This is a genomic window from Pollutimonas bauzanensis, from assembly GCF_900129885.1.
In the GTDB taxonomy this organism is placed as follows: domain Bacteria; phylum Pseudomonadota; class Gammaproteobacteria; order Burkholderiales; family Burkholderiaceae_B; genus Pollutimonas; species Pollutimonas bauzanensis.
Genome location: NZ_FQXE01000011.1, coordinates 59,560 through 85,028, shown reverse-complemented (window position 1 = coordinate 85,028; position 25,469 = coordinate 59,560). Strand labels below are relative to the sequence as shown.

21 protein-coding genes and 3 tRNA genes are annotated in these 25,469 nt (G+C 61.9%); 8 read left to right on the top strand and 16 right to left on the bottom strand.

Annotated features, from left to right (window positions below; all coding sequences use genetic code 11):
* Positions 1 to 41: 41 nt before the first annotated feature.
* The 4 genes from BUB23_RS18330 (at position 42) to BUB23_RS18315 (ending at position 5,144) form a co-directional block, all read left to right on the top strand.
* A complete protein-coding gene (locus tag BUB23_RS18330) occupies positions 42 to 638 on the top strand; it encodes a glutathione binding-like protein (protein ID WP_073105856.1) in 597 nt (198 codons plus the stop codon).
* A gap of 57 nt (positions 639 to 695) precedes the next feature.
* Positions 696 to 1,115, top strand: a complete 420-nt coding sequence (locus tag BUB23_RS18325) for a DUF2946 family protein (protein WP_073105854.1) — start codon at positions 696 to 698, stop codon at positions 1,113 to 1,115.
* Between the two features lie 172 nt (positions 1,116 to 1,287).
* Positions 1,288 to 3,432 carry a TonB-dependent siderophore receptor gene (locus tag BUB23_RS18320; protein ID WP_073105852.1) on the top strand — a complete coding sequence of 715 codons (2,145 nt, stop codon included), beginning with the start codon at positions 1,288 to 1,290 and terminating at the stop codon, positions 3,430 to 3,432.
* Between the two features lie 11 nt (positions 3,433 to 3,443).
* Positions 3,444 to 5,144, top strand: a complete 1,701-nt coding sequence (locus BUB23_RS18315) for an ABC transporter ATP-binding protein/permease (RefSeq protein WP_218599073.1) — start codon at positions 3,444 to 3,446, stop codon at positions 5,142 to 5,144.
* 54 nt (positions 5,145 to 5,198) lie between these two features.
* Here BUB23_RS18315 and BUB23_RS18310 read toward each other — a convergent pair.
* The 4 genes from BUB23_RS18310 to BUB23_RS18295 all read right to left on the bottom strand — a co-directional run bounded on the left by BUB23_RS18310 (position 5,199) and on the right by BUB23_RS18295 (position 7,704).
* Positions 5,199 to 5,283: transfer RNA gene (locus BUB23_RS18310), tRNA-Leu, on the bottom strand.
* Between the two features lie 82 nt (positions 5,284 to 5,365).
* Complete coding sequence (secG, locus tag BUB23_RS18305) at positions 5,366 to 5,890, bottom strand: preprotein translocase subunit SecG (RefSeq protein ID WP_073105847.1); 525 nt, start codon at positions 5,888 to 5,890, stop codon at positions 5,366 to 5,368.
* Between the two features lie 16 nt (positions 5,891 to 5,906).
* Positions 5,907 to 6,656 (bottom strand): triose-phosphate isomerase, encoded by a 750-nt coding sequence (gene tpiA / locus BUB23_RS18300; RefSeq protein ID WP_073105844.1) that lies wholly within the window; start codon positions 6,654 to 6,656, stop codon positions 5,907 to 5,909.
* Positions 6,657 to 6,726: 70 nt separating this feature from the next.
* Positions 6,727 to 7,704 (bottom strand): NAD(P)H-quinone oxidoreductase, encoded by a 978-nt coding sequence (locus BUB23_RS18295; protein ID WP_073105842.1) that lies wholly within the window; start codon positions 7,702 to 7,704, stop codon positions 6,727 to 6,729.
* A 197-nt stretch (positions 7,705 to 7,901) separates the two neighbouring features.
* On the opposite strand from BUB23_RS18295, the gene BUB23_RS18290 reads away from it, so the two are divergent.
* Together BUB23_RS18290 and BUB23_RS18285 are read left to right on the top strand one after the other, a co-directional pair.
* A tRNA-Ser gene (locus BUB23_RS18290) sits at positions 7,902 to 7,991 on the top strand.
* Between the two features lie 9 nt (positions 7,992 to 8,000).
* Positions 8,001 to 8,086, top strand: a tRNA-Leu gene (locus BUB23_RS18285).
* Between the two features lie 88 nt (positions 8,087 to 8,174).
* Here the strand turns inward: BUB23_RS18285 and pnp are convergent.
* Both pnp and rpsO read right to left on the bottom strand, forming a co-directional pair.
* Complete coding sequence (gene pnp / locus BUB23_RS18280; protein WP_073105840.1) at positions 8,175 to 10,334, bottom strand: polyribonucleotide nucleotidyltransferase; 2,160 nt, start codon at positions 10,332 to 10,334, stop codon at positions 8,175 to 8,177.
* 91 nt (positions 10,335 to 10,425) lie between these two features.
* Positions 10,426 to 10,695, bottom strand: a complete 270-nt coding sequence (gene rpsO / locus BUB23_RS18275; protein WP_073105838.1) for a 30S ribosomal protein S15 — start codon at positions 10,693 to 10,695, stop codon at positions 10,426 to 10,428.
* 238 nt (positions 10,696 to 10,933) lie between these two features.
* Here rpsO and BUB23_RS18270 point away from each other — a divergent pair, with 238 nt between their 5' ends.
* Positions 10,934 to 11,461, top strand: coding sequence for a hypothetical protein (locus tag BUB23_RS18270; protein WP_073105836.1), 528 nt, complete (start codon positions 10,934 to 10,936; stop codon positions 11,459 to 11,461).
* Between the two features lie 12 nt (positions 11,462 to 11,473).
* Here the strand turns inward: BUB23_RS18270 and pssA are convergent, their stop codons facing one another.
* The 10 genes from pssA to BUB23_RS18220 form a co-directional block, all read right to left on the bottom strand.
* Positions 11,474 to 12,394, bottom strand: a complete 921-nt coding sequence (gene pssA / locus BUB23_RS18265; protein ID WP_084136110.1) for a CDP-diacylglycerol--serine O-phosphatidyltransferase — start codon at positions 12,392 to 12,394, stop codon at positions 11,474 to 11,476.
* 4 nt (positions 12,395 to 12,398) lie between these two features.
* Positions 12,399 to 13,070, bottom strand: coding sequence for a phosphatidylserine decarboxylase (locus BUB23_RS18260; RefSeq protein ID WP_073105834.1), 672 nt, complete (start codon positions 13,068 to 13,070; stop codon positions 12,399 to 12,401).
* 59 nt (positions 13,071 to 13,129) lie between these two features.
* The gene (locus BUB23_RS18255; RefSeq protein WP_073105832.1) at positions 13,130 to 13,954 is read right to left on the bottom strand and encodes a heme ABC transporter ATP-binding protein; all 825 of its coding nucleotides are present in this window, start codon (positions 13,952 to 13,954) and stop codon (positions 13,130 to 13,132) included.
* A gap of 16 nt (positions 13,955 to 13,970) precedes the next feature.
* The gene (locus BUB23_RS18250) at positions 13,971 to 14,981 is read right to left on the bottom strand and encodes a FecCD family ABC transporter permease (RefSeq protein WP_073106100.1); all 1,011 of its coding nucleotides are present in this window, start codon (positions 14,979 to 14,981) and stop codon (positions 13,971 to 13,973) included.
* Positions 14,982 to 15,003: 22 nt separating this feature from the next.
* Positions 15,004 to 15,834 carry a heme/hemin ABC transporter substrate-binding protein gene (locus BUB23_RS18245; RefSeq protein WP_073105830.1) on the bottom strand — a complete coding sequence of 277 codons (831 nt, stop codon included), beginning with the start codon at positions 15,832 to 15,834 and terminating at the stop codon, positions 15,004 to 15,006.
* Positions 15,835 to 15,836: 2 nt separating this feature from the next.
* Complete coding sequence (locus tag BUB23_RS18240; RefSeq protein WP_073105828.1) at positions 15,837 to 16,898, bottom strand: hemin-degrading factor; 1,062 nt, start codon at positions 16,896 to 16,898, stop codon at positions 15,837 to 15,839.
* Between the two features lie 57 nt (positions 16,899 to 16,955).
* Complete coding sequence (locus BUB23_RS18235; protein WP_143161035.1) at positions 16,956 to 19,193, bottom strand: TonB-dependent hemoglobin/transferrin/lactoferrin family receptor; 2,238 nt, start codon at positions 19,191 to 19,193, stop codon at positions 16,956 to 16,958.
* A 233-nt stretch (positions 19,194 to 19,426) separates the two neighbouring features.
* Complete coding sequence (ilvC, locus tag BUB23_RS18230) at positions 19,427 to 20,443, bottom strand: ketol-acid reductoisomerase (RefSeq protein WP_073105826.1); 1,017 nt, start codon at positions 20,441 to 20,443, stop codon at positions 19,427 to 19,429.
* Positions 20,444 to 20,549: 106 nt separating this feature from the next.
* Positions 20,550 to 21,041, bottom strand: coding sequence for an acetolactate synthase small subunit (ilvN, locus tag BUB23_RS18225; RefSeq protein ID WP_073105824.1), 492 nt, complete (start codon positions 21,039 to 21,041; stop codon positions 20,550 to 20,552).
* Positions 21,042 to 21,051: 10 nt separating this feature from the next.
* Positions 21,052 to 22,773 carry an acetolactate synthase 3 catalytic subunit gene (locus tag BUB23_RS18220; protein WP_073105821.1) on the bottom strand — a complete coding sequence of 574 codons (1,722 nt, stop codon included), beginning with the start codon at positions 22,771 to 22,773 and terminating at the stop codon, positions 21,052 to 21,054.
* A 445-nt stretch (positions 22,774 to 23,218) separates the two neighbouring features.
* On the opposite strand from BUB23_RS18220, the gene BUB23_RS18215 reads away from it, so the two are divergent.
* Complete coding sequence (locus BUB23_RS18215; RefSeq protein WP_073105816.1) at positions 23,219 to 25,426, top strand: FUSC family protein; 2,208 nt, start codon at positions 23,219 to 23,221, stop codon at positions 25,424 to 25,426.
* The last annotated feature ends 43 nt before the right edge of the window (positions 25,427 to 25,469 follow it).

Below are 25,469 nucleotides of genomic sequence, written 5' to 3'. Positions count from 1 at the left end.
ACTGGCGGAACGCCTGGCCATTCGACGACAAGGAGACACACATGAAGCTTTATTATTCACCGGGCGCTTGCAGCCTCGCCGATCATATTGCAATGCACGAAGCCGATCTGACCTTCGATCGGGTTCGCGTCGACCTGAAGACCAAGCTGACCGAGACAGGACAGAAGTTTGAAGAAATCAATCCGAAGGGCTATGTTCCGACCATCGAAATGGACGACGGCCAAAGACTCACGGAAAACATCGCGATCCTTTCATGGATAGCCCAACGCAAGCCATCGCTCGCGCCGACGGGGGAATTGGGTGCATCCCGGCTGCTCGAAATGCTCGCATTCATATCGACCGAAATTCACAAGCAATTTGGCCGGGTGTTCAAGCCGACGTCCGATGCCGAGGCCTCCGCGGCACGGGAGAAGATCAGTCAACGTTTCCGGCAGATCGCCGGCATGTTAAAGGGCGACTATCTGTTCGGTGACCAAGCGAGCGTGGCGGATTCCTATCTGTTCACCATGCTGCTCTGGGCCAAGAACGTGAAACTCGAAGTGCCGCAGGCCTTGGCGGATTTCGCGCAGCGCATGCGCACGCGGCCCGCCGTGCAGCTTGCCTTGAAACATGAAGGGTTGGAATTCGGCAAAGAATAGGCAAGCTTGATTTCACGCAAATATCAAGACGCGGAAGTTTGCTAGCATCACGCCGCTATGGCTCATTGGTTCACGACCCGATCCCGCGTTATTTGCTGGGTACTGCTTTGCATGCTTTTCATGCAGGGGCCGGCCGTCTCTTTGGCGATCCAATCGCTGTGGGATACCAGCACGCAGCGTTTTGAGCTCTCAGTGTGCGGGAAAGGCAGCCTGCCGGCCATGGCGATCGACCTCGGCGCGGCGGCCGACGACCCGCCCGCCGCGGATGACGTCGATTCTCCTTGCCTCTTTTGCAGGCTCGGGCATGCAGTGCCGCTTGTCCTGGCGATAGTGCTGGCGTTGTTCGTTGCTTCCAATACAGCCGTGCCGTTCCCGGACTATGGCACGGCTGTTGTTTTCTCTGATCCCGGCTGGTTGCATGAGCCTGTACGGGGTCCACCTGCTTGCGCACAGTTGAAATACCTGTCGACGCCATGAAATGATCGCTCGCATTGGTATGGCCGGCATTCGCCGGCGTATCCGCGACGCCGATTTCCGCTGCCTCGATTTTGACTGATGTCCAATCCGTTCGCATGCTGCTGCGCGGCAATCAGGCCATGGGCCTCTTTGCCTGATCCGGCCGTGCCCAACGATCAGAGAAAAAAAATTCATGAAGCATTCTTTCCCATTCATGGAGCAATCCATGCCTTCCTTGGCCGGCTGCATCGGCGCGCTTATTGTTGCCGCCTACTCGCCATTCAGCTGGGCACAAGTGCCCGAAACGGAAAATGAAGTTCCTGTTCTGAGCCCGGTAAAAGTGATCGGACAGGCTTCCGATGACGGAGGCTATGCCAGTGGCAGCGCCGTCGGCAGCAAGGAAACCGCCACGCCGCGGGAAATTGCCAATTCGGTTTCCGTTATCACCCGCCAGCGCATCAACGACCAGAATCTTGTCACTGTAGATCAGGCGCTGGGCCAGGTTACGGGCGTGACGGTCATATCGAACGATACGACGCAAAGCCAGTACCGTTCGCGCGGCTACGCCATGGGCGTCGCCTATGATGGCGTTCCCTCTTACAACAACCTGGGTGGCTTTCAGCAATTCGACTTGTCGGTTTACGAACGCGTCGAAGTACTCCGCGGTCCGGCGGGCATTTTCCAAGGTTCCGGCGAACCGGGAGGCATCGTCAATTTGGTGCGCAAGCGCGCCAAAGAAACGTTTGAAGCATCGGGGCTATTAGGCGTCGGTTCATGGAACGACCGCCGAACCGAACTCGATGTGACCGGCCCCATCAATGCGGAGAAAACCGTGCGCGCGCGTGCCGTTCTTTCAACGTCCAATCGTGATTATTTCTATGACACAACGCATACGGACAAATGGCTGGCTTACGGGACGCTGGATTGGGACATCACAAGCGCAACCACGCTTTCTCTGGCTGTAACGCAACAGGACGATAAAACCGATGCCTCTTATATGGGGCTGCCCGCCTGGGCTTCTGGCGAGCTTCTGGATGCGCCGCGCGAAACCAATCCATCGCCTGACTGGAACAGGTATATATGGAACACGAAGGAATATGTCGCCGAACTTGAACACCGCTACGATAATGAATGGGTGGGAAAGGTGAAATTCAATCGCCGTGAACAAAGTTTTTATTTCAAGGATGCGTTCATATGGACAGGTGTTGATCCTGCCTCGCACACGGTCAGCTATCGCCGTCGTATAAGTGACTATGACTACACACGCAATGCCGTCGATGTGTATGCCACGGGCCCATTTACCTTGTTTGGCCGCAGGCATCACGCATTGCTTGGCTACAACTATGAAAATTATCTCAGCGAGAATGTGGGTCTGGCTCCCGATACGCTGGAAGGCATACCCTTCGGAAGGCCTGATCTCGTGCCGGAAATACATGGCGCATGGACTTCAGGGGGAAAGAATGAAACCAGTCAGCGTGGCTTCTATGGCCAAGTGCGCCTGAAGGTCGCCGAGCCGCTGACAGTCGTGCTCGGCGGGCGTTTGAGCTGGTTCAATAACAAATCCCGCAGCGTCGCGCCATCGGTTCCCACAGCATGGAGTCAAGGGGCAAAAGAACACCAGCACTTCACCCCCTATGCCGCGGTGACGTACGACGTGGGCCGCGACATCACTGTCTATGGCAGCTATGCCAGCATCTTTGTGCCTCTGACCAATACCAAGGCTGATGGCAGCGTGCTCAAACCCCGGGAGGGCCGCCAGACCGAGCTTGGCATAAAGTCGGAATTCCTCGGCGGCCGGCTGCAGGCTTCGGCGGCGATATTCGACTTGCGGGATCGCAATCGCGCCTATGCCGATGGCGCGGGCTTTTTTGTGAACGCAGGCGAGGTGCAAAGCCGGGGCTGGGAAGTGGAAGTATCTGGCCGCCCTGCGCCGGGATATGAAATACAGGCGGGCTACACACGGCTGGAAACCAAATATCTGAAGGACGCCGGCAACGAAGGCTTGCCATCATCCACATGGGAGCCGCGTCATACCGCAAGGTTATGGGGGGTGCGCAAGTTTGCCGATGGCGCGCTGAAAGGCCTTGGACTTGGGCTCGGCGTCCATATTGCCAGCGAAAACAAATCGGGCAATGGGTCCCTGGCGATGCGGCGCCAGGGCGGCTATGCCGTCGTCAATGCGCTTGTCAGCTACAAGCTGAACAATCACGCGACTGTCCAGCTCAACGCAAATAACCTGTTCGATCGTACTTACTACACGCGCCTGGGCGGTTTGAATACCTATAACTCCTACGGTGAGCCGCGCAACTTCATGCTTACGCTGCGCGCTCATTACTAGGAATTGCGTCCTTGAATAAAAACAGCTACCGGATGGCGTGGCGGTTGATCCGCGCCTACTGGATATCCGATGACCGCTGGGCGGCGAGAAGTGTCCTGGCGCTGGTGATCGCACTGGATTTGCTGCTTGTTTATCGGGCGGCGCGCATTACCTTCTGGCAGAAAGATTTCTACGATGCGCTCTCAACTCATGATATCCAGGCATTCTGGCGGCTCCTTGTGGAGCTGGCGGTGATTGCGCTGGCAGGCATTGCCATGAACACGACCCGCGGCTACACAGCACAGTGTCTTGAAATGCGCTGGCGCAGCTGGATGACTGATGTTTTCCTGCGAAACTGGCTTGGCGATGCTGCCTATTATCGTATTGAGCGCGCGGGGCTGATGGACAATGCCGATCAGCGGATTGCGGATGACTTGAAATGGTTAGCGACCAATACATTGAATCTGGGACTGGGGTTGCTGAGAAATATTGTCAATCTGGCCACGTTCGCCGTAATCGTGTGGGGGTTGTCCGGTGTGCTGACATTGACTCTGGCGGGAAGCAGTGTGGATATCTACGGCTATATGTTGTGGGTAGGATTGGTCTACGCAATTGCCGGCAGCTATGCCATGGAACGAATTGGCGGCCGTCTGGTGGCGGTGGATTATCGTCAGCAGCAGGCAGAGGCCGATTTCCGGTTCCTGCTGATGCGCGTGCGTACACAGGCCGAGCAGATCGCCTTTTATGCCGGGGAGGCGACGGAACGTGTGCGCCTGCTCCATCGGTTTGCCGCAATCCGGGCGAACTGGCGGCTAGTGATGACTTACACAAAACGCATCACTATGGTCGAATCACTCTACACAGAGGCGGGTGCAATCATTCCCTATCTTCTGAACGGTCCGCGTTATTTTTCCGGCGCCATCACGCTGGGCGACCTGATTCAGTTCACCCAATCGTTTATGCGGGTCCGTGTGTCGCTGTCATGGTTCATCTATAACTACAAAGAACTGGCGTTGCTACGCTCCGTATGTTCCCGTTTGCTTGAGTTCGAACAGGCGCTTGCGGTGCGTGGAAAGGCTGGCATCGAGGTTCGCGCGCATGCGGGGCGGGGGATTCGCCTTTATTCCGTGCAGCCACAATATCCCGATGGCCGGCCCATGACGCTGCCGCTGGACTGGGAAATAAAACCGGCAAGCCGCTGGCTATTGCGCGGGCCATCCGGCATTGGCAAGAGTACGGTCCTGCGCGCGCTGGCAGGTCTATGGGCAGAGGGCACGGGCGTTATCGAAAGGCCGGCTGCGGCTAAATTGATGTTTACGCCTCAGGAAAGTTATCTGCCTTCGGGAACCCTGCGTGTCTGCCTGTGTTACCCCGGTGACGAAGCCGCGTTTACATACGACGCTTGCAAAAAAGCGCTGGAACAGGTTGGGCTTGGCCATCTGGCCTCGGATATGGATAAGGACGACAACTGGTCGCAGCGCCTTTCTGGAGGGGAGCTGCAGCGGTTGGCGTTTGGACGTGTGCTGCTTCAGCAGCCCGACTACCTGTTTCTTGATGAAGCAACATCAGCCCTGGACGAGGACAGCGAGGCATGGCTCTATGCGCTGCTGTTTCGGAAGCTGCCGATGTTGACGCTGGTCAGCATCGGCCATCGTCCGGGGCTGGAGCGCTATCACACCGACAGCCTGACGGTTTGCGCGGCCCCTGGGAGAGCGGAAAGCAAAAAGCCCTGACTCCATCAGGAATCAGGGCTTTAGAGACTGTTCTGGACTGCTTAGCAAAATTCCTGGTGCCGACGGCGAGACTCGAACTCGCACAGCTTTCGCCACTACCCCCTCAAGATAGCGTGTCTACCAATTCCACCACGTCGGCTTGTAAAGAGCAGCATTCTAGCATGAATTCCACTTCGCTTTCCGGGCCGGACCCCGCGCGGGCGCGAAGATCCGGATACATGCTATTTGCTTTCGGTCGGCGCGGCGGCCGGCGCCTTGGCGCCGCCTTCTTGCGCTGGTTTTTCAGCGCTGGCGCCAGGCGCCGATGGTGTGGCGGGAGCCGCGGCTGCCGGTTCGTGCGCTGGCGCCGGCGCCGGGGCGGGCGCCGCCGGCACGGCGGGAGCCGAGGGGGCGGCCGGAGCCGCCGGCACCGCGGCGCCGGGCGCCGCGGGCACAGCCGAGCCCGTTGCCGGCGCGGGCGCCTGGAAGCCCTGCATCACGCCCGCGTCAAGAATCGACGTGCCGCTGGGGTGGTGCGCCATGTAGGCCAGGCCGCCGGTGGATACGAAAAATATGATGGCGGCCCATTTGGTGGCGCGCGACAGGAAGTTGGCGGCGCCCGTTGCGCCAAACAGACTGCCCGCGGAACCGCCCCCGAACGAAGAGCCCATGTCGGCGCCTTTGCCCTGTTGCAGCAAGACCAGCAAAATGATACTCAACGACGATACGACCTGGATCGCCAGAAGAACAGGTGACAACCATTGCATGAAAAAACTCCGAGGCCTATGCGGCCGCTATACGTAAAAATTCTTCTGCCACCAGCGACGCGCCACCTACGAGGGCGCCGTCGATATCAGACATGGCAAACAGGCTGAGGGCGTTGGACGCCTTGACGCTGCCGCCATACAAAACCCGAACCTGCGGCACGCCCAAGCCGGACAATTGCGACCGGATGAAGGCATGCACATCCTGAGCCTGCTGGGGCGTTGCCGTCAGGCCCGTGCCTATGGCCCATACGGGTTCATAGGCAAGCACCATTTTAGCAAGCGACTCCGCGCCCAGAGCCAGCACGGGCGCAAGCTGGCGCGAGATGACCTCGGTGGTGAGCCCGGCCTCTTGCTCCGCCCGGGTTTCGCCCACGCAGACCACCGGCGTTATGCCGGCCTTCAAGGCCGCGGCCGCTTTTTCGGCGACCAGTTGATCGCTTTCGCCATGAAACGCGCGGCGCTCGGAATGCCCGACCAATGCCCACTGGCAGCCGAAATCATTGAGCATCGCCGGCGAGACTTCACCGGTGAATGCGCCCTGCTCGTGCTTGCTGACGTCTTGCGCGCCCCAGGAAATGCCGCTGCCATGCAGGCAGGCGCTGACCTGCCCCAAATAGGGGAAAGGCGCGCAGACCGCCAGGTCGCAATCGTGCACGACGGCCACGCCCGCGCACAAGCCTGTAAGCAGCGTAGCGTTGGTGGCCCGGGTGCCGTGCATTTTCCAGTTGCCTATGACAAGGCGCTTACGAATTAGAGCAGTATTCATTAAGCCAGGAAGAAAAAATTGGATAACCCGGCATTGTAGCCTGTTAGCCGCAAATCCGCACGCCGCCCGCTTATACGGTCAGTATGATCTTCCCTATCTGCTCGCCCGCATCCATCATGGCATGCGCGTCGCAAGCCTTTTCCAGCGGAAAAGTCGCATGCACGATGGGACGGATCTTACCGGCTTCGAGCAAGGGCCAGACATGCTGCTTCAAGGCCCTGGCGATTTCAGCCTTGAACGCCACCGGGCGCGGGCGCAGGGTGGAACCGGTGACGGTCAGCCGGCGGCGCAATATCTGGCTGCAGTCTATCGTCGCCTTGGCCCCGCCCAGCAAGGCGATGATCACGATGCGCCCATCGTCGGCCAGGCAATTGATGTTGCGATTGATATATTCCCCGGCGACCATGTCGAGCACGACGTCCACGCCCTTGCCCCCGGTGGCCTTCTTGACCTCTTCCACGTAGTCCTGGCTGCGGTAGTTGATGCCCAGCACCGCCCCCAGGCCCTCGACCGCCCGGGCGCGCTCATCGCTTCCCACGGTGGCATACACCTTGTGGCCCAGGGCCGTGGCCAATTGGATGGCCGTGGTGCCTATGCCGCTGGCGCCGCCGTGCACCAGCAGGGATTCGCCGGCCGACAGCCGGGCGCGGTCGAATACATTGGTCCATACGGTGTAATAGGTTTCGGGCAGGCCGGCGGCCTCCACATCGGACAAGCCCATGGGCACCGGCAGGCATTGCCCGGCCGGGGCCACGCAGTACTCGGCATAACCGCCGCCCGCCAACAGGGCGCAGACCTTGTCGCCTACGGCCAGGCCGGCCGCGGCGGCGTCGCCGCCGACGATCTCGCCCACCACTTCCAGGCCCGGCAGGTCGGAAGCCCCGGGAGGCGGCGGGTAATTGCCCTTGCGCTGGAAGACATCGGGCCTATTGATGCCCGCAGCCGAAACCTTGATAAGCACTTCGCCGGCTTTGGGTTCGGGCTTGGGGCGATCGACCAGCACCAGGACTTCCGGGCCGCCCGGTTGGGAAATTTCCACTGCCTTCATTGGGACTCCTTGAACGAAAAGCAAAAATCCTATTATCGCCTGTTAAATGGCATTTTTACCGCGCCCGGACGCATCCGTCCCACAAGCCCGGCTACATAGGCTAAACTCTCGTCCTTCTGAAAGATGGAATTTCGAGGATAAAATCGGATATCCATGCTACGCGCCGGCTCGATGCGGCCCGTAGGGACCCAGGAAAAGGAAGCGTGCCAGAGCGGTTGAATGGACTGGTCTTGAAAACCAGCGACGGGGCAACCCGTCCGTGAGTTCGAATCTCACCGCTTCCGCCACACCCCCGCGCACCCATGGCGGAATAGGTAGACGCAAGAGACTTAAAATCTCTCGATCATTGATCGTGCCGGTTCGATTCCGGCTGGGTGCACCAGCATTCATGAAAAAAGACACCCGCGGGTGTCTTTTTTCATGGCCGGGCAAGCAGCGGGCGGCCGCAAAAGCCGCCCGCGCAAGCCGCCCTAGGCTTCCGGAAGCACGGCGGGCGCCGCTATCGGGCCCTGGGGGCCGCCCTGGGCTTCGATGCCGCCGATGGCTTTCATGGACAGGCGCAGACGGCCTTTGTCGTCGGCTTCGATAACCTTGATGCGCACCAATTGGCCCACTTTCAGCACGTCATTGATATTGGCGATGCGGTAGTTGGCGATTTCGGAAATATGCAGCAGGCCATCGCGTCCGGGCAGGACCTGGACAATGGCGCCGAAGTCCAGCAGGCGCAGCACCGGGCCTTCATATTCCTGGCCCACTTCCACGTCGGCCGTCAATTCCTTGATGCGGCGCTCGGCGTCGCGGGCCTTGTCGAGATCGGCGCTGGAGATGGTGATCGTGCCATCGTCGCCGATATCGATCTGCGTCCCGGTTTCTTCAGTAAGGGCGCGTATGGTCGCCCCGCCCTTGCCGATGACATCGCGGATTTTTTCCGGATTGATCTTGATGCTGAGCATGCGCGGCGCGAATTCGGAAAGCTCTGTACGGGAACCGTCGATGGCTTCCTTCATTTTCCCCAGGATATGCAAGCGCCCTTCCTTGGCCTGGGCCAGCGCGACTTGCATGATTTCCTTGGTGATGCCCTGTATCTTGATATCCATCTGCAAGGCGGTAATGCCCTGCACAGTGCCCGCCACCTTGAAATCCATGTCGCCAAGATGATCTTCGTCGCCCAGGATGTCGGTGAGGACGGCGAACTTGCCGCCGTCCTTGATCAGGCCCATGGCCACGCCGGCGACGTGATCCTTGATAGGCACGCCGGCGTCCATCATGGCCAATGAGCCGCCGCATACCGACGCCATGGACGAGGACCCATTGGATTCAGTGATCTCGGACACGACACGAATGGTGTACTGAAAATCCTGCGCTTCGGGCAAGGACGACACCAGCGCGCGCTTGGCGAGGCGGCCATGGCCGATTTCGCGGCGCTTGGGCGAGCCGAAACGGCCTGTTTCGCCGGTCGCGAACGGAGGAAAGTTGTAGTGCAGCATGAAGCGGTCGCGGGACTCGCCCATGATCGAATCGATGATCTGCTCATCCTGCCGGGTGCCCAGGGTGGCGACTACCAGCGCCTGCGTTTCGCCGCGCGTGAACAGGGCGCTGCCGTGCGCGCGGGGCAGTACGCCCAAACGCACGCTGATGGGGCGCACCGTGCGGGTATCGCGGCCGTCGATGCGGGGCTCGCCGTTCAGGATCTGGCCGCGCACGATTTTGGATTCCAGGTCGAAAAGCATGTTTTCGACCACGACATTATCGGGAACCGGCTCGCCTTTGGCGGCGGCGTGCTCTTGCAGCTTGGCTTTGACATCGGCGTAGACAGTGCGCAGCTGGGCTGTGCGGGCCTGCTTTTCACGGATCTGGTAAGCCGCGTGCAAGTCGTCCTGGGCGGCGGCCGTGACCGCGGTCACCAGGGCTTCATTCCTGGGGGCGGCCTGCCAGTCCCATTCCGGCTTGCCGGCTTCGGCGACCAGGTCGTGGATGGCGTTGATGCAGGCCTGCATTTGCTCGTGGCCGAACACCACGCCGCCGAGCATGACCTCTTCGGACAGCTGCTTGGCTTCGGATTCGACCATCAGCACGGCCGCTTCGGTGCCCGCCACGACCAGATCCATTGCGGATTCCTTGAGCTGGCTGCTGGTGGGATTAAGCACATACTGGCCGTTCAGGTAGCCCACGCGCGCGGCGCCGATAGGGCCGTCGAACGGGATGCCCGAAATCGCCAGCGCGGCGGACGCGCCTATCATGGCTGCCATGTCGGGGTCGATTTCCGGATTGACCGACACGGTGTGGATGATCACCTGGACTTCGTTGTAGAAGCCTTCGGGGAACAAGGGGCGCAAAGGGCGATCGATCAGGCGCGAGGTAAGGATTTCCTTTTCGGAAGGACGGCCTTCGCGCTTGAAGAAGCCGCCGGGGATGCGGCCCGCGGCGTAGGTTTTCTCGACGTAGTCGACGGTCAGCGGGAAAAAATCCTGGCCGGACTTGGCGGTCTTGGCGGCGACGACGGTCGCCAGCACAACGGTATCTTCAATCGAAACCAGCACGGCACCGGAGGCCTGGCGAGCAATCTCGCCAGTTTCAAGAACCACCGTGTGCTGACCGTACTGAAACGATTTGCTCACTTTATTAAACATTGGGGAATATCCTTACAATAGAAAAAACCGTGCACACCACGATACGGATCGCAGTGTGCACGGTTGCATCATGGGGAGCCAGCCCCGGGTATCACTTACGCAGACCGAGCTTTTCGATGAGCGAACGATACGAATCGGGATTGCGGCCCTTGAGGTAATCTAGCAGCTTGCGGCGGCGGCTGACCATGCGCAGCAGACCACGACGCGAGTGGTGGTCTTTCATGTGTGCCTTGAAGTGGCCGGTAAGTTCGTTGATGCGCGCGGTAAGCAGCGCGACTTGTACTTCGGGGGAGCCGGTATCGCCTTGAGCACGTTGATATTGTGCGACGATGTCGGATTTCTTGATGTCAGCAACAGACATTATTAGCCTCTTTAACGAGCGACAGAGCCGAGGTGCCCTGACGTGCAGTGTTTATGAAATGAATATTTCACCCCGGGCGACTGGCGGCGCTGATGCGCAGCCGGCCCAAAGCAGCAGGCATTATAGCGGATTGGCCGGATATCCGCCGGCCCGGGCACCGGCGGCCTGGCATGGGCCGTGCGCAGGCAAGGCGTATGCTCGTAAAATGACTCGATTGAACCCCTGGACGGAGCCATTTATGAAAACCCTTACCTTCACGCGCCATGGCCGGGCGGCCGTCTCCGGCCTGTGCATCAGCCTGCTGGCCGCCTGCGCCAATATGGCCGACACGCCTCCCGGCACGCCCTTGCAGCAGGTAGAGGCAAAATATGGGCAGCCCAACTACTCCTGCCCCGCCGAAAACGGCGGCCAGCGCCTGATCTGGAGCATGCAGCCCATGGGGCAGTACGCCTGGGGCACGAATGTGGATGCGGCCGGCAATACCGACCGCATTCAGCCATTGCTGACCGATGAGCACTTCCGCGTTCTGGCCAGCGGTACCTGGACGCCCGAACAGGTTCGATGCGAGTTCGGGCCGCCCGCCAGGATAGACTCCGTCGGCCTGCCCTCTTCGACCCAGATCGTATGGAGCTACCGGTATCGGCAAAACAGTGCCTGGAATTCGCTGATGTACGTGTATTTCGGCAGCGACGGCAGCAAAGTGACCCGCTTCCACCCGGGCCCCGATCCCATGTTTGACCGCGACAACTTCTGGTTCGGTTTCTAACGGGCTTGCGCGCTACAGCGGGCCGCGCGGCTTCTCGGGCGGCGACGGCTGGCTACCCTGCCGCAGATCGCCGGACTGCTGACTTCCAGGTTGCTGGCCGCCGGGTTGCGGCGGCTGGTAGGTGTGGCTCGCGGTAAAGGTCGGCGTTACCGTGGCGTCGCGTTCCTCCAGGCCTTCCTGGCGCAAGCGCGTCAGCTCGCGGGCGCGGCGCCAGCGCCACAACATGATGACCCAGCCCGACAAGCCGTACACCACAAAAAGGCCGAACAGCACAATAGGCGGATCGCTGGACACGAACACGAAAACCCCGACAAGTACCAGAATCACCCAGAAGGGCACGCTGCGGCCCAAGGCGAAACTCTTGCCGCTGTAAAAAGGCGCATTCGTCACCATCGCGATGCCCGCGTAGACGGTAAACCCGAAAGACAGCCAGGCGATGGTTTCATTCTGCAGGGACAGCTTGTTGTCCACCGCCAGCCACAGGAAGCCGGCCACCAGCGCGGCGGCGGCCGGGCTGGGCAGGCCCTGGAAAAAACGCTTGTCGACGACGCCGATATTGGTGTTGAAACGCGCCAGCCGCAAGGCGGCGCCCACCACGTAGATGAAGGCCGCCAGCCAGCCCCAGCGGCCCAGGCCCTGCAGCGACCACTCGTACATCACCAAGGCGGGGGCGATCCCGAACGAGGTCATGTCGGACAAGGAATCGTACTGTTCGCCAAAGGCGGATTGCGTATTGGTAAGCCGGGCGACCCGCCCGTCCATGCCATCGAACACCATGGCCAGAAAGATGGCAATGGCCGCCATTTCGAACCGGCCATTCATGGCCTGCACCACGGCATAGAACCCGGCGAACAGGTTGGCCGTCGTGAATGCGTTGGGCAGCAGATAGATGCTGCGGCGGCGGCGGGTTTCGTCCGATGAAAAGTTTGGCATAGGCTTACTCTTGTATGTCGGCGGGGCTATCGGGCAACTCGGCCAGCACCGTACTGGTGGCCTGGACCTTGTCGCCTATAGCAACGCGAGGGCGCGAACCCGGAGGCAGATAGACATCTACCCGCGAACCAAAACGGATGAAACCGTAGCGCTGCCCCGCGTACAGTCGGTCACCAGGCTTGATATAGCAAAGAATGCGTTTGGCCACCAGGCCGGCCACCTGCACCGCGGTGACCACGTGGCCATGATCAGTGCGCAGCACCGTGGCGTTGCGCTCGTTTTCCAGCGAGGCCTTGTCCAGCGAAGCGTTGAAAAACTGGCCGGCGAAATAATTGACGGAGACGACCGTGCCCTTTACCGGGGAGCGGTTGGAATGGACATTGAAAACATTCATGAACACGCTGATCTTCAGCGCGTCCCGGTCGGCGTAGGTGTCGCGGACTTCCTCCACGGCCACGACGCGGCCGTCGGCGGGCGACAGGACATTCAATCCGCCTTCGGGCGCAATGCGCGCCGGATCGCGAAAAAACTGCAATACAAAAATCGACAATAGCCACAACGGGATCGAGGCGGCGCCCGACCAGAAACTGACGGCTATCGACACCAGCACGATACCGGCCAGGAATGGCCAGCCTTCGCGCGCAATAATGGGATGGGGATAAGGAGGTTTATTCATCGTAAGACGAAGAATAACCGAAATAGGGCCTGATTTTGCATTGTCGGCTCCATAGAGGCCTATCCGAAAACCACCAGCGGCTTGCCGGGCTGGCGCGGATGCGGCATCACGTGCACATCCACGCCATAAACCCGCTGCAGATTCTGCTGCGTCAGCACCCGGCTGGGCGTATCGCAAGCAAGTATTGTGCCCTGCCATAACAAGGCGATGCGGTCGCTCCAGCGCGCCGCCAGATTGACATCGTGCAGGATGACCAGCGCCCCGATGCGCTCGGCGCGCGCGAGCTCGCACACCGCTTTGAGCAGGCCTTGCTGGTGCAAAGGGTCGAGGCTAGCGGTGGGTTCGTCCAGCAGCATATACCGGCCGTCCGGATCGGCCCGGCGTCCGGCGAGAATCTGCAGCACCACTCGCGCGAACTGCACGCGCTGCTGCTCGCCGCCCGACAGCTCGAGATAGCGCCGCTGGCGCAAATGCCGGATGTCAGCCATTTCCAGGGACAAGCCCACGAGCTCATCCACCTCGCGCGCCGGCAAATCCGGGAACGGATAGGCGCCCATGGCGGCCACTTCCGCCACTTGCAAGTCGAAAGCCAGGCCCGGCCTTTGCGGCAGCACGCTGCGCGATCGCGCCTGCTGCGCGGCGCTCAAGTCCGCGAGATTCCTGCCGTTCAATACCACGGCGTCTTTGGCGTGGCGCGCCATATCCAGTTTCAGCTCCGCCGCCAGCACCGACAAAAAGGTGGATTTCCCCGCGCCGTTGGCCCCCAGCAGGCTGACGACTTCGCCAGGCCGCAGCGCCAGCGATGCCCGCTGCAATACCGTGCGCCGGCCGCGCCGGACATCGATATCGCGGGCGTCCAGGGCATCATTCCGGGCGGTGTCCATGGGTGTTCCTTCTGAATCAGGCCTGCATGCCGCGGCCGCGGCTCAGCAGCCAGAAAAAGAATGGACCGCCCACCAGGCTGGTAAGCAGGCCTATGGGCAGTTCGGCGGGGCTGGCCGCGACCCGCGCCAGCCAATCCGCCAGCGTCAGGACCAGCCCGCCCGCGAGCACCGAGGCGGGCAACAGATGACGGTGATGCGCGCCCAGCAGCATGCGCATCAGGTGCGGCACGACCAGCCCGATAAAGCCTATGCCGCCGGTGACCGCCACCAGCGGCCCGATGATCAGGGCGGTCGCGACGATCAGGCGGCGCCGCACCGTGGCCAGTTCGAAACCCAGGTGCGCGGCCTCGCGCTCGCCCAGCAGCAAGGCATTGAGCACCCGCCACTGGCTGCACAGATAGGCCAGCAGCAGCGCCGTCCACGGCGCCAGCATGGCGAAGGCCGGCCAGTCCGCCCCCGCCATGCTGCCCATGCTCCAGAAAGTGAGGTCGCGCAGCTGGGCGTCGTTGGCCAGGTAGGTGAAGACGCCTATGGCGCTGCCCGCTATCGTGTTGATGGCGATGCCGGCCAGCAGCAGGCCGGCCACGCCCCGGTACCGGCGGCCTATGGAATAGGCCAGCCAGGTGGCCAGCAGACTGCCGCCGAACGCCGCGGCGGCCACCGTCAGGAAGCCGCCCGCCGTCATCACGATGGCGCATACCGCCCCCAGGGCCGCCCCGGAAGATATGCCAACCAGCCCGGGCTCGGCCAGAGGATTGCGGAACAGGGCCTGCATGGTGACGCCCGTCGCGGCGAGGGCGGCCCCCGTCATTGCGCTGAACAGCACCCGCGGCAGGCGGATGTCCACCAGAACGTTGCGCAGCAAGTCGTCGCCCGGCAAAAGATGGCCCCACAGCAGGCGCGGGAAGCTGGCCCAGGGTATGAATACGGCGCCGCTGGCGCTGGCGGCCAGCGCCGCCAGCGCCAGGCAGCATGCCAGGCAGGCGAGTACCGGCCGCGGCGCCAGCTTGCGGGAATCGGATGGCATGCGCATAGTGGAATCCCGGCTTTTACCGGGCCGCCGCTTTCAACTGCCGTATGGCGTCCCCCACCCGCGGGCCCAGGCCCAGGATGAGCAGGTCGTCCATCGCCACGACGCGGCCCTGCTGCGCCGCGGGTGTCGCGCTGACGCCCGCGCCGGCCTTGAATTTCTCCAGGCCGCCGCTGGCCTGTGCCGATGCGTCGGTAATGATGATCATCTCGGGCGCCAGCACGGCCAGGCCTTCGGCCGAAACCGGCTTGTAGCCGGTCTGCTTGTCCAGGGCATTTTCCAGTCCGGCCAGCGCCAGGACGGCCGCCGCCGCGGTATGGCTGCCGGCGCCCAGCAGCGGACCGCTGCGATTGACCAGCACCAGCGCCCGGCGCGAAGGGCCGGGCGCCGATCGGGCGGCGGCCACATCCTGGCGGACCTGCGCCGCCAGCTTCCTGCCTTCATCCGGAACCTGAAGCTCTTGCGCGACCTGCTCGATGCGGCGATACAGGGAATCTATCGTTGGCGTATCGGATACCGTCTTCACCGCCACTCCCAAGCCTCGCAGGCGCTCCAGGGTTTTGGGCGGACCGGCATTCTCCGAGGCCAGGACGAGATCGGGGCGTTGCGCCACGACCCCTTCGAGCGGCACCGCGCGGTAATACCCGACACGCGGCAGGCGCGTGGCCGCCTCGGGGTACAGGCTGGATTCATCGTCGGCGACCAGGCGGCCGCCCTGGCCGAGATCGTAAATGATCTCGGTGACACTGCCACCCAGCGATACGACACGCCCGGCCGCGCGGGGCGCGGGCTGCGCCGCGCAGGCCATGCCCGCTGCAAACAGGCACAAGGCCGCAAACCAGCGCGGCATCGTCATGCCGCCAGCGGAACCGGACAATACCCCGCCAGCAGATTGCGCCAATCGGCAAGCTCCGGAACGCCGGGCTTGCGGGCGCCGAAAAACTGCGCAATCAAGCCGCCATCGCCGGCATAGCACTCCACCGATGTCACCCAGCCGTCCACCGTCGGCTTGTTGACTATCCAGGTCGAAACAATGGCCGTGGTGTCCAGGTGCAAGTTGAAATGCGGCTCCAGCACATTGAACCATGGCCCCATTCGCATCAGCTTCCTGACCGGGCCGGTGTGGATCTGTATCATCCCGCGATTGCCGACGAAGCACATAAAAGGGATATCGCGCGCGGCCACGTCCTGGAGCATGCGCTCGGCCGTATCGTTGGACACTTCCTGGGCCAGGTCGGCGCCCGCGCCGCGCAGCGCGGCAAGGCGCGACACATTGTGCCGCTTGAGCAGGCCGTGGAATTGGTGCGTGTCTTCCATGGCGAGCCAATCGGCGCGCAACTGCGCCGGCGCTTGCGGCAAGGTGTCGTCCCGCGCAGCCTGGAGGGGAATGATAGCCGGCCACGCGGGATGGGGATCGGCGAATTGCCGGACCAGCGCATGGTAGGCGTCCACGTCGGTTTCACCGGTGACATACACCTTGTGGATGGCGCCGCCGGCGGCGTCGAAGAACTGGATGCTCAGGCGCCCGCCGTCGCTGACCGCCCATGCGCTTTTCCATTCGCTGAAGAACACACGCAAATCGATATCCGGCCCCAGGACTATGCCCATGGTCTTGCCGGCGCGGATGTCCTCGTATTTGCCGTGGCGTTCGTGCACGCACCAGTCATTGCGCGTCAGGGCCATGACGCGGCCCAGGCTGCCGAGCTGCTTGAAAATATCCTGCGCCGGCTCGCGCAGCAGGGTGGACTGGATGTCGCCGCAATTGGCGGCCACGAGTTCCAGCTCGCTGACCGACATCTGCTGCGCCACGTTGCGTATGCGCGCCTTGGGGTTCTCGGCCTTGATCCGGGCATAGCGCTCGCGCAGCGGCCCGGCCTCTCGTGGCCCGGCCTGTCGTTCAAGTGTGATGGTCATGCTTGTATCCATGTGAATGAAACGCACTATCGATAATAAGATCGATTCCCAATACAATCAATACTGATAACTAAGCGTTACGCGCAGGCTGCGCCCGGGCTGCGTATAGCTGTCGATGGGGTTGGCAATGGCGGAGGTTCCGGCGGTCGGCACATCGAGCGCATTCCAGTATTTCTTGTCGAACAGGTTATAGACGCCCGCCTGCAGCCTCAGTCCCTTAGCGGCCTGCGGCTTCCACCAGGCGCTCAAGTCCACCAGGCCGTAGCCCGGAGCCTGGAAGTCCTCATACCTGGCTGCCGCGGTGGCTTGCGGATACTGCACTTTGCCGCGGCGCCTGGCCATGGTCAGGATGCTTTCCGCGCCCCATCGGTCGGCGCGGTAGCCCAGGGCGGCAATCGCCTTCAAGGGCGCGACGGAATTCAGATATTCTTGCGTATCCTGGTCTTTGCCTTGCGTCCAGGCCATGGAACCCCATGTGTACCAGTTGTCGCTGAAGGCCCAGTGGCCGCTGAGTTCGGCGCCATGGATGCGCACCCGCGCCCGGTTCGCGAACTGGGTGACGTTGGTGTAGGCCTCCCAGGCGGCGTCGCGCTGCGGGTTGCCTGGCGCGTACGCCACCCGGTCGATGAAATCGCGGTAGCGCGTATCGTAGAGGCTCAGGCGCGCGCCCCTGTCGGCGTCGCCCAGGTCCATGCCCAGCTCCCAGCCGCGGCTGACTTCAGGCTTCAGATCGGGATTGCCCACCACCAGATAGCTGCCCGGCTCGCCGAAGTTCAGGTATAGCTGGCTGGCATTGGGCGCCTTGAAACCGTAGCCATACTTGGCATAGAAGCTTAGCCCTTGCCGGGGCCTATAGGTCGCCAGCAGCGACGGCGACACGGCCTGGTCGCTGCTTTGCGAAAACGCTATCTGCGCAGCATTGGGGTTGGCCGAGTACAAGCCCCCCGCCTTGGGCTTCTGGCTGTAGGAATCAAAGCGCAAGGCGGGCGTCAAGGCGTAGGTTCCTCCGTCCCAGGAAAATTCGTCTTGCGCCCACAGCGCCCATTGCCGCCCTTTGGAGCGCGGCATGTCGCCCACGTTGGTGCGCAGGCTGGCGCAGGCGCCGGGCGTGGGAATGATGACATCGCAGTTGTCATAGCCGGTCGACGATTGCCTGCTTTCGCTTTGCAGCCATTCGGCGCCGGCGCTCCAGTGCTGCTTGACCGCCGCATCCAGGTATCCGCTCCATGCCGCGACCAGCCCGACATCGGACTCTTCCATGAAGCTGCGGCGGCCGTAAGGGCCGGCCGGGGCGCTGACACGCTGGGCGTCCTGGGTGTTGTCCAGGCTTATGCGCTGCCAGTACAGCTTCACGTCGGCGCGCTCGACCAGGGGCTCCCGCTGCGACGACGAATACTCGTAGCCCAGCACCGCGCGATCCCGCTCGATTTCCTTGTCCAGTGAATTCCGTCCGATGGCGTAACGGCTGACCGGCGCTCCTTGTTCGCGCCGGTTGTCTATGGTGCTTTCGCGCCGGAACGCCTCTCCGCTGAGAGTCAGCTTGTGTTCCTCGTCCAAGGCATGCTGCAATTTCAGCATAATGTTTCTCTGCCTGTAATCCTCCGGGTTGGCCGTTTCGCGCCTGGCCCCATAGCCGCCGACCGCGCCCCGGTTTTCCAGCTCGTGGCCATCGCGCTGGCCGGCCTGCAGCAGCCAGCTGCTGCCCTGTCCCGCCCTTCCGGCCAGGGCGGCATCGGCGCCGAAGCTGTCGTCCGCGCTGTTGTAGCCCGATTTCAACAAGGCGCCGAAATCCTTGTCCGGCGCCAGCAGGTCGTCGGGCGACAAGCTGCGCAAATCCAGGTATCCGACCAGCGATCCGGACTGCACCGAGCCGGCGCCGCGCACCAGGTCGATGCTGGACAGGGAATTGAAATTGATGCTGTCCAATCCGCCCTTGGCGCTGCGCGCGCCATCGTTCAGCCACGGCACCCGGATGCCGTCCACTCGCGTCACAACGCGATCGCCGTCCATGCCGCGGATATTGACGCTATTGGATTCGGTGCTGAAATTCACCCCGGGCTCGCCGCGCTTGGCGTAGTCTTCCCAGCTTTCGATGGCGCGCTCGTCGATCTGCTGGCGAGTGGTGATGGTGGAACCTTCCGGAAGCCCGGTCTCCAGCCTCTGTCCCTGGACGCGCAGGGGAGTCAGTGTATGCACCGCCGAGCCGGCCGTGGCCGGTTTTTCCTGCGCCCCTGCCTGCGCGGCCGCCACGGCCATGAATACCCCGCCCCACCAGACCAGCGATCGTGTCGTCATTCTTGCTTCCGAAAACCATTGAATTGAAAGATGCAAATGATAACGATTGTTATTTGTATTTGCAATAAAAACTTGATAAAAGTCAATTATGGAAACCGGAATGCAGATTGTCGAAAGATCGGGAACCGCAGCCAAGAATGCAAAAAACGCCCCGCAGGGCGTTTTTTTCGGATAGCAGGCAATGGCGGCGAGGCGGCGCGCTTGCGGCCCGCCCCGCCCATGCCGCGGCGCTATCAGTTCTTCGTCTGGTCGACCAGCTTGTTCGCGGCGATCCAGGGCATCATGGCGCGCAGCTTGCCGCCAACCTGTTCGATCTGCGATTCGGCGTTGATACGGCGGCGCGAGGTCAATGTGGGAGCGCCCGCGGCGTTTTCCAGGATGAAGTTCTTGGCGTATACGCCATTTTGAATGTCCGCCAGGCATTGCCGCATGGCTTTCTTGGTTTCTTCGGTAACGATCTTGGGGCCGGTTTCGTACTCGCCATATTCCGCATTGTTGGAAATGGAGTAGTTCATGTTGGCGATGCCGCCTTCGTAGATCAGGTCGACGATAAGCTTGAGTTCGTGCAGGCATTCGAAATAAGCCATTTCAGGCGCGTAGCCCGCCTCGACCAGGGTTTCGAAGCCGGCCTTGATGAGTTCGACCGTGCCGCCGCACAACACGGCTTGCTCGCCGAACAAGTCGGTCTCGGTCTCTTCGCGGAAGTTGGTTTCGATGATGCCGGCGCGGCCGCTGCCGATGGCGCAAGCGTAGGACAAGGCCACGTCGCGCGCGGCGCCGGAAGTGTCTTGATGCACGGCGACCAGCGACGGAACGCCGCCGCCCTGGCTGTACGTGCCGCGCACCGTGTGGCCAGGAGCCTTGGGCGCGATCATGATGACGTCGATATCGGCGCGCGGCTGAACCTGCCCGTAGTGCACGTTGAAGCCATGGGCGAAGGCCAGCGCGGCGCCGGCCTTGATGTTGCCGGCCACTTGCGAACGATAGACTTCGGCGATGTTTTCATCCGGCAGCAGGATCATGACCAGGTCGGCGCCTTTCACGGCTTCGGCCACTTCCAGGACCTTGAGGCCGGCGTTTTCCGCCTTGCTCCAGGAGGCCCCGCCCTTGCGCAAGCCCACCACCACCTTGACACCCGATTCATGCAGGTTCAGGGCGTGGGCATGGCCTTGCGAGCCATAACCGAGGATGGCGACGGTCTTGCCCTTGATCAGGGACAGGTCACAATCTTTGTCGTAAAAAACTTTCATTTGAAGTGCTCCAATATTGAGGAATTGTTGTTGGTTACACCCGTTCCGGGTTCGTCGGGACGGGTGTGTTGCTGCAAGTCGTGGATTGTAGGCGGGACAGTCCGCTTCAAAGCTTCAGGACGCGTTCGCCGCGGCCTATCCCGGAGACGCCGGTGCGCACTGTTTCCAGGATGGCGCTGCGGTCCAGGGCGCCGATAAAGGCTTCGATCTTGTCCTGGTCGCCGGTAAGCTCTATGGTGTAGACCTTGTCGGTGACGTCTATGATGCGGCCGCGGAATATGTCGGCCATGCGCTTCATTTCGTCGCGTTCCTTGCCCACGGCGCGCACCTTGATCAGCATCAGCTCGCGCTCGATGTGCGGCCCTTCGGACAGGTCGACCACCTTGACCACATCCACCAGGCGATTCAAATGCTTGGTGATCTGTTCGATGACTTCGTCCGAACCATTGGTGACTATGGTCATGCGCGACAGCGTGGAATCCTCGGTGGGCGCGACGGTCAGCGTCTCGATGTTGTAGCCGCGCGCCGAAAACAGCCCTACGACGCGCGACAGCGCGCCCGGTTCGTTTTCCAGAAGGATAGAAATTACGTGTTTCATGTTTCTTTCCTCACAGGTCTTCAGAACCGAGCAGCATTTCGGTCAGGCCGCGGCCGGCTTTCACCATGGGCCACACGTTTTCGGTTTGATCGGTGATGAAATCCATGAACACCAGCCTGTCCTTGTACTTGGTGAATGCCTCGCGGATGGCGGGCTCGACGTCTGCCGGCTTGTCGATGCGCATGCCGACATGGCCATAGCTTTCGACCAGCTTCACAAAATCGGGCAAGGCATCCACGTAGGATTCGGAATAGCGCGAGCCGTAGTCGATCTGCTGCCACTGGCGCACCATGCCGAGATAGCGGTTGTTCAGGCAAAGCACCTTGGGCGTCAGGTGGTATTGCTTGCAGGTGGAGAGTTCCTGGATATTCATCTGTATCGACGCCTCGCCGGTGATCACCGCGATCTGGCTGTCCGGATTGGCCATTTGCACGCCCATGGCATAGGGCAGCCCCACGCCCATGGTGCCCAGGCCGCCGGAATTGATCCAGCGCCGCGGTTCGTCGAAGCGATAGTATTGGGCCGCCCACATCTGGTGCTGGCCCACGTCGGACGTGACAAAGGCCTGGCCTTGCGTGATTTCCCACAGCTTCTCGACCACATACTGGGGCTTGATGAGCGTATCGGAATTTTCGTAGACCAGGCACCGCTTGCCGCGCCAGGCGTCGATCTGCTGCCACCACTTGGCAAGCGCCGGCTTGTTCGGCGGCGTCTCGGCCGCGGCCTGGACGTACAAGGCGTTGAGCTCCTGCAGCACGTCCTTGACGTTGCCGACGATGGGCACGTCGACACGCACGCGCTTCGAAATCGACGATGGGTCGATATCGATATGCACGATTTTGCGCGGGTTCTGCGCAAAGTGCTTGGGATTGCCGATGACCCGGTCGTCGAAGCGGGCGCCCACGGCAATCAGCACATCGCAGTGCTGCATGGCCATATTGGCTTCGTAGGTGCCATGCATGCCGGGCATGCCCACGAACTTGCCGTTGCTCGCGGGGAATGCGCCCAGGCCCATCAGGGTGTTGGTGCAAGGCGCCCCAACCAGCTCGACCAGTTGGCGCAGTTCCTCCGAGGCATTGGACAGCACCACCCCGCCGCCCGAATAAATCATCGGCCGTTCGGCGGCAAGCAGCATCTGCACGGCTTTCTTGATCTGGCCCTGGTGCCCCTTGACCACCGGCGCATACGAGCGCATTTTCACTTCGCCGCGCGGCGCGGTGTACCTGCAGGTGGCAACGGTGATGTCTTTGGGAATATCGACCAGCACCGGCCCGGGGCGGCCGGTCTTGGCGATGTAAAAGGCGCGGCGCATGGTTTCGGCCAGGTCCTTGACGTCGCGCACCAGGAAATTATGCTTGACGCACGGACGGGTGATGCCCACCGTGTCGCATTCCTGGAAGGCGTCCTCGCCTATCGCATGGCTGGGCACCTGGCCGCTGATGATCACCATGGGAATGGAGTCCATGTAGGCCGTGGCAATGCCGGTGACGGCATTGGTCAGGCCCGGCCCGCTGGTGACCAGGGCGACCCCGATTTTATTGGATGACCGTGAATAGGCGTCGGCGGCGTGCACGGCGGCTTGCTCGTGACGCACCAGTATGTGCTGAAAATTGTCTTGTTTGTAGATCGCGTCGTAGATGTAGAGTACCGCGCCGCCGGGATAGCCGAACACGTGGTCGACACCCTCTTCGGCAAGGCAACGCACGACGATATCGGCGCCATTGAGTTCCATTATGTATTCCTTTCGTAACCGGCACTGGAATCCCGACTGGCCATCAGGCCCGAGCTTGGACCGATTGCGGCAACATGACCTGGCGCTTTATGGCTCACGGAGCCATGCCACCCAGACACCTTGCCGAATCGACTTGCACTCGTCGAAACACAGCGCGAGCGTTCATGTGAACGCGGGAGGTAGAACGGAAGCTTTGGCAACACACGCTTGTGGCGCGGCCAACAGCAAAGTATTACAGGCGCAAAAAACCGGGCGGATAGCCCGGACGACAGAGCCTTGATGACCCGCCCTGGATAATTAGGCAAGTCGATACAATACTTTACCGCGTTGCCGCGGCGGAGGCAAATCAGGATGCGGCGCCAGATGGTTTTCCAGGAGCCGGCAGGCTGGAGCGAACACGCCATCTACCTATATACTTGAGCGTCCCTTATCATCCGGCCGACGCATGGCATCACGCATACCCCAGCTTCAGCGCTTCTTCTATAGCCACTATTTCTTTGGCGGCATGCGCCAGGCGGTGGGAGTGCTGCTGCCGGCCTTGCTGCTGGCCGGGGTGTTCCAGCTGTATAGCGTGGGGATGATCGCGGCCATCGGCGCCGCCTGCGTGGCGATCATCGATCAGCCGGGCGGGCCGCGGCGCTACGGCACCAATGGCATGCTGGGCGCCATACTGCTGGGTTCATTGACCGCCGCCATCACCGGGCTGGCCTCCTCGCACGGCGTCCTGATCTGGCTGGTGGTGCCAGCCCTGTGCTTCATCTTTTCGATGTTCACCGTGTTCGGCAAGCAGGGCGGCCTGCTGGGTTTCGCCTGCCTGCTGCTCATGACGCTGACCATGCGCACGCCGCTGGATCCCCACCAGGTGCTGATGCACACGGTTTATTCATTTCTGGGCGGGGTCTTCTACTTTGTATTCAGTTTCGCGGTGCACCGGCTGCTGTGGCACCGCGAGGAACAACAGGCGCTGTCGGTAGCCTTGTTCGCGACGGCCGATTACATTATCGCCAGATCGCAATTCTATGACGTCAACGCGGACCTCGAAGCCAGCTACCGCAAGCTCATCCATGCCCAGTCCGCCATGACCGAAAAGCACCAGGCCGCGCGCGATACGGTGCTGCGCGAGCTGCCCCGCGGCCACCGGCGCAGCGACCGCCTGCGGGCGGCGGCGCTGAATGTGTTCATCGACATGGTGGCGCTGCTCGACAGCCTGGTCGCGACACACACCGATTACGCAACGCTGCGCCGCAGCGTGCCCGACAGCGATGTCCTGATCTTCGCCCGCGACGCCTTGTACAAACTGGCGGTCAACGTGTCGCACATCGCGCTGAATATCGCCCGCAACCGCGGCGTCAAAGAACGCAATAGCGTCAAGGCCGAGCTGCGCGCGATCGAATACGAGCTGGAAAAATACCGCGAAGCCGGCCTGGTCGAAAGAGAGCCCGAGGTCTATGCCCTGCTTGTGCAGGTGCTGCGCCGCTTGCGCAACGCCACGCGGCTGGTGGACCGCATGGCCGAGCACACCCGCAACGCCGAAAGCGCCGAACTGGTCGACATGCGGCTGGACAAGGCGCTGGACCGCTTCCTGTCGCGCCAGACCTGGCGCATAGGCATGCTGACCAGCAATCTGCGGCTGGATTCGCCGCACTTCCGCTACGCGACCCGGGTGGCGATCGCCACCCTGATCGCCATGACGATTACCGCGCTGATGCCGCTTACCGGCCTGGATGCCGTCGTGCCCGGCGCCAGCATGCACGGGTACTGGATAGTCCTGACGATACTTGTGATCATGAAGCCGGGCTTTGCCCTGACCCGGCAGCGCAACGGCTGGCGGCTGGCGGGCACGCTCATCGGCTGCGGCCTGGCCTTGATACTGTTCAACGTCACCCATAGCCCGGACATCTATCTTGCCGTGCTGATAGTGACCTGCGTGCTGGGCTACAGCATGATACAGCTGAATTTCATGGTCGCGGCCATATCCAATACGGTCTTCGTGCTGCTGGTTTTCCACTTTCTGTCGCCCAGCACCAATATCGTGATCGGCGAGCGGCTGGTCGACACCTTCATAGGCTGCGGCATCGCGCTGCTTTGCAGCTATATCCTGCCGTGGTGGGAACACAGCTTCATGGGCTCGCTCGCCAACGCGGTCAAGAAGGCCAATCATGAACTCCTCAAAACCGGCCTGCACTATGCCGCGCTGACCCGCGCGCAAGCCGCGGCGAGCCAGGCGGCCGCGGCGCCGGACAGCGGCGCGCTGGATGCCGAGCAGCACGAGGCGGAAGTGCGCTGGCGGGTCGCGCGCAAGAATGTGTACATTGCGTTCGCCAACTTCGCCTCGGCGTTCTATCGCATGATGGACGAGCCCATCAAGCGCCAGAACAATGTGCCCGAGCTGAACAACCTGATGATCCAGTTTCATGTGCTGGCCTCGCAGATCACCGCGGCCATCCCCATCCTGGCCAGCCTGCCGGCCGTGCCCGAAGGCATACAGAAGTCGCTGGACGCGGTAGGCGAATACCTCGACGACAAGGACGCCAAGCCGCCGGCGTCCATCGAGACCGAAGGCGAGCTGGCGACCCTGGCCTATCCTTTGCGCCAAATGGTCAAAGCCTCGCAGCTGATACGCCAGGAAATGCGCGGCGTCGCAGCGGCGTGATGCGGGCCGCGCCCGCGCGCGCCATCGGCCATGACCACGGCCA

Excerpts from the sequence above, each read along its gene's own strand:
- BUB23_RS18330 (WP_073105856.1), top strand. The coding sequence starts at position 42 with ATGAAGCTTTATTATTCACCGGGCGCTTGCAGCCTCGCCGATCATATT.
- BUB23_RS18325 (WP_073105854.1), top strand. The coding sequence starts at position 696 with ATGGCTCATTGGTTCACGACCCGATCCCGCGTTATTTGCTGGGTACTG.
- BUB23_RS18320 (WP_073105852.1), top strand. The coding sequence starts at position 1,288 with ATGAAGCATTCTTTCCCATTCATGGAGCAATCCATGCCTTCCTTGGCC.
- secG (WP_073105847.1), bottom strand. The coding sequence starts at position 5,890 with ATGCAATGGTTGTCACCTGTTCTTCTGGCGATCCAGGTCGTATCGTCG.
- tpiA (WP_073105844.1), bottom strand. The coding sequence starts at position 6,656 with ATGAATACTGCTCTAATTCGTAAGCGCCTTGTCATAGGCAACTGGAAA.
- BUB23_RS18295 (WP_073105842.1), bottom strand. The coding sequence starts at position 7,704 with ATGAAGGCAGTGGAAATTTCCCAACCGGGCGGCCCGGAAGTCCTGGTG.
- pnp (WP_073105840.1), bottom strand. The coding sequence starts at position 10,334 with ATGTTTAATAAAGTGAGCAAATCGTTTCAGTACGGTCAGCACACGGTG.
- rpsO (WP_073105838.1), bottom strand. The coding sequence starts at position 10,695 with ATGTCTGTTGCTGACATCAAGAAATCCGACATCGTCGCACAATATCAA.
- BUB23_RS18270 (WP_073105836.1), top strand. The coding sequence starts at position 10,934 with ATGAAAACCCTTACCTTCACGCGCCATGGCCGGGCGGCCGTCTCCGGC.
- pssA (WP_084136110.1), bottom strand. The coding sequence starts at position 12,394 with ATGCCAAACTTTTCATCGGACGAAACCCGCCGCCGCCGCAGCATCTAT.
- BUB23_RS18260 (WP_073105834.1), bottom strand. The coding sequence starts at position 13,070 with ATGAATAAACCTCCTTATCCCCATCCCATTATTGCGCGCGAAGGCTGG.
- BUB23_RS18255 (WP_073105832.1), bottom strand. The coding sequence starts at position 13,954 with ATGGACACCGCCCGGAATGATGCCCTGGACGCCCGCGATATCGATGTC.
- BUB23_RS18250 (WP_073106100.1), bottom strand. The coding sequence starts at position 14,981 with ATGCCATCCGATTCCCGCAAGCTGGCGCCGCGGCCGGTACTCGCCTGC.
- BUB23_RS18245 (WP_073105830.1), bottom strand. The coding sequence starts at position 15,834 with ATGCCGCGCTGGTTTGCGGCCTTGTGCCTGTTTGCAGCGGGCATGGCC.
- BUB23_RS18240 (WP_073105828.1), bottom strand. The coding sequence starts at position 16,898 with ATGACCATCACACTTGAACGACAGGCCGGGCCACGAGAGGCCGGGCCG.
- BUB23_RS18235 (WP_143161035.1), bottom strand. The coding sequence starts at position 19,193 with ATGACGACACGATCGCTGGTCTGGTGGGGCGGGGTATTCATGGCCGTG.
- ilvC (WP_073105826.1), bottom strand. The coding sequence starts at position 20,443 with ATGAAAGTTTTTTACGACAAAGATTGTGACCTGTCCCTGATCAAGGGC.
- ilvN (WP_073105824.1), bottom strand. The coding sequence starts at position 21,041 with ATGAAACACGTAATTTCTATCCTTCTGGAAAACGAACCGGGCGCGCTG.
- BUB23_RS18220 (WP_073105821.1), bottom strand. The coding sequence starts at position 22,773 with ATGGAACTCAATGGCGCCGATATCGTCGTGCGTTGCCTTGCCGAAGAG.
- BUB23_RS18215 (WP_073105816.1), top strand. The coding sequence starts at position 23,219 with ATGGCATCACGCATACCCCAGCTTCAGCGCTTCTTCTATAGCCACTAT.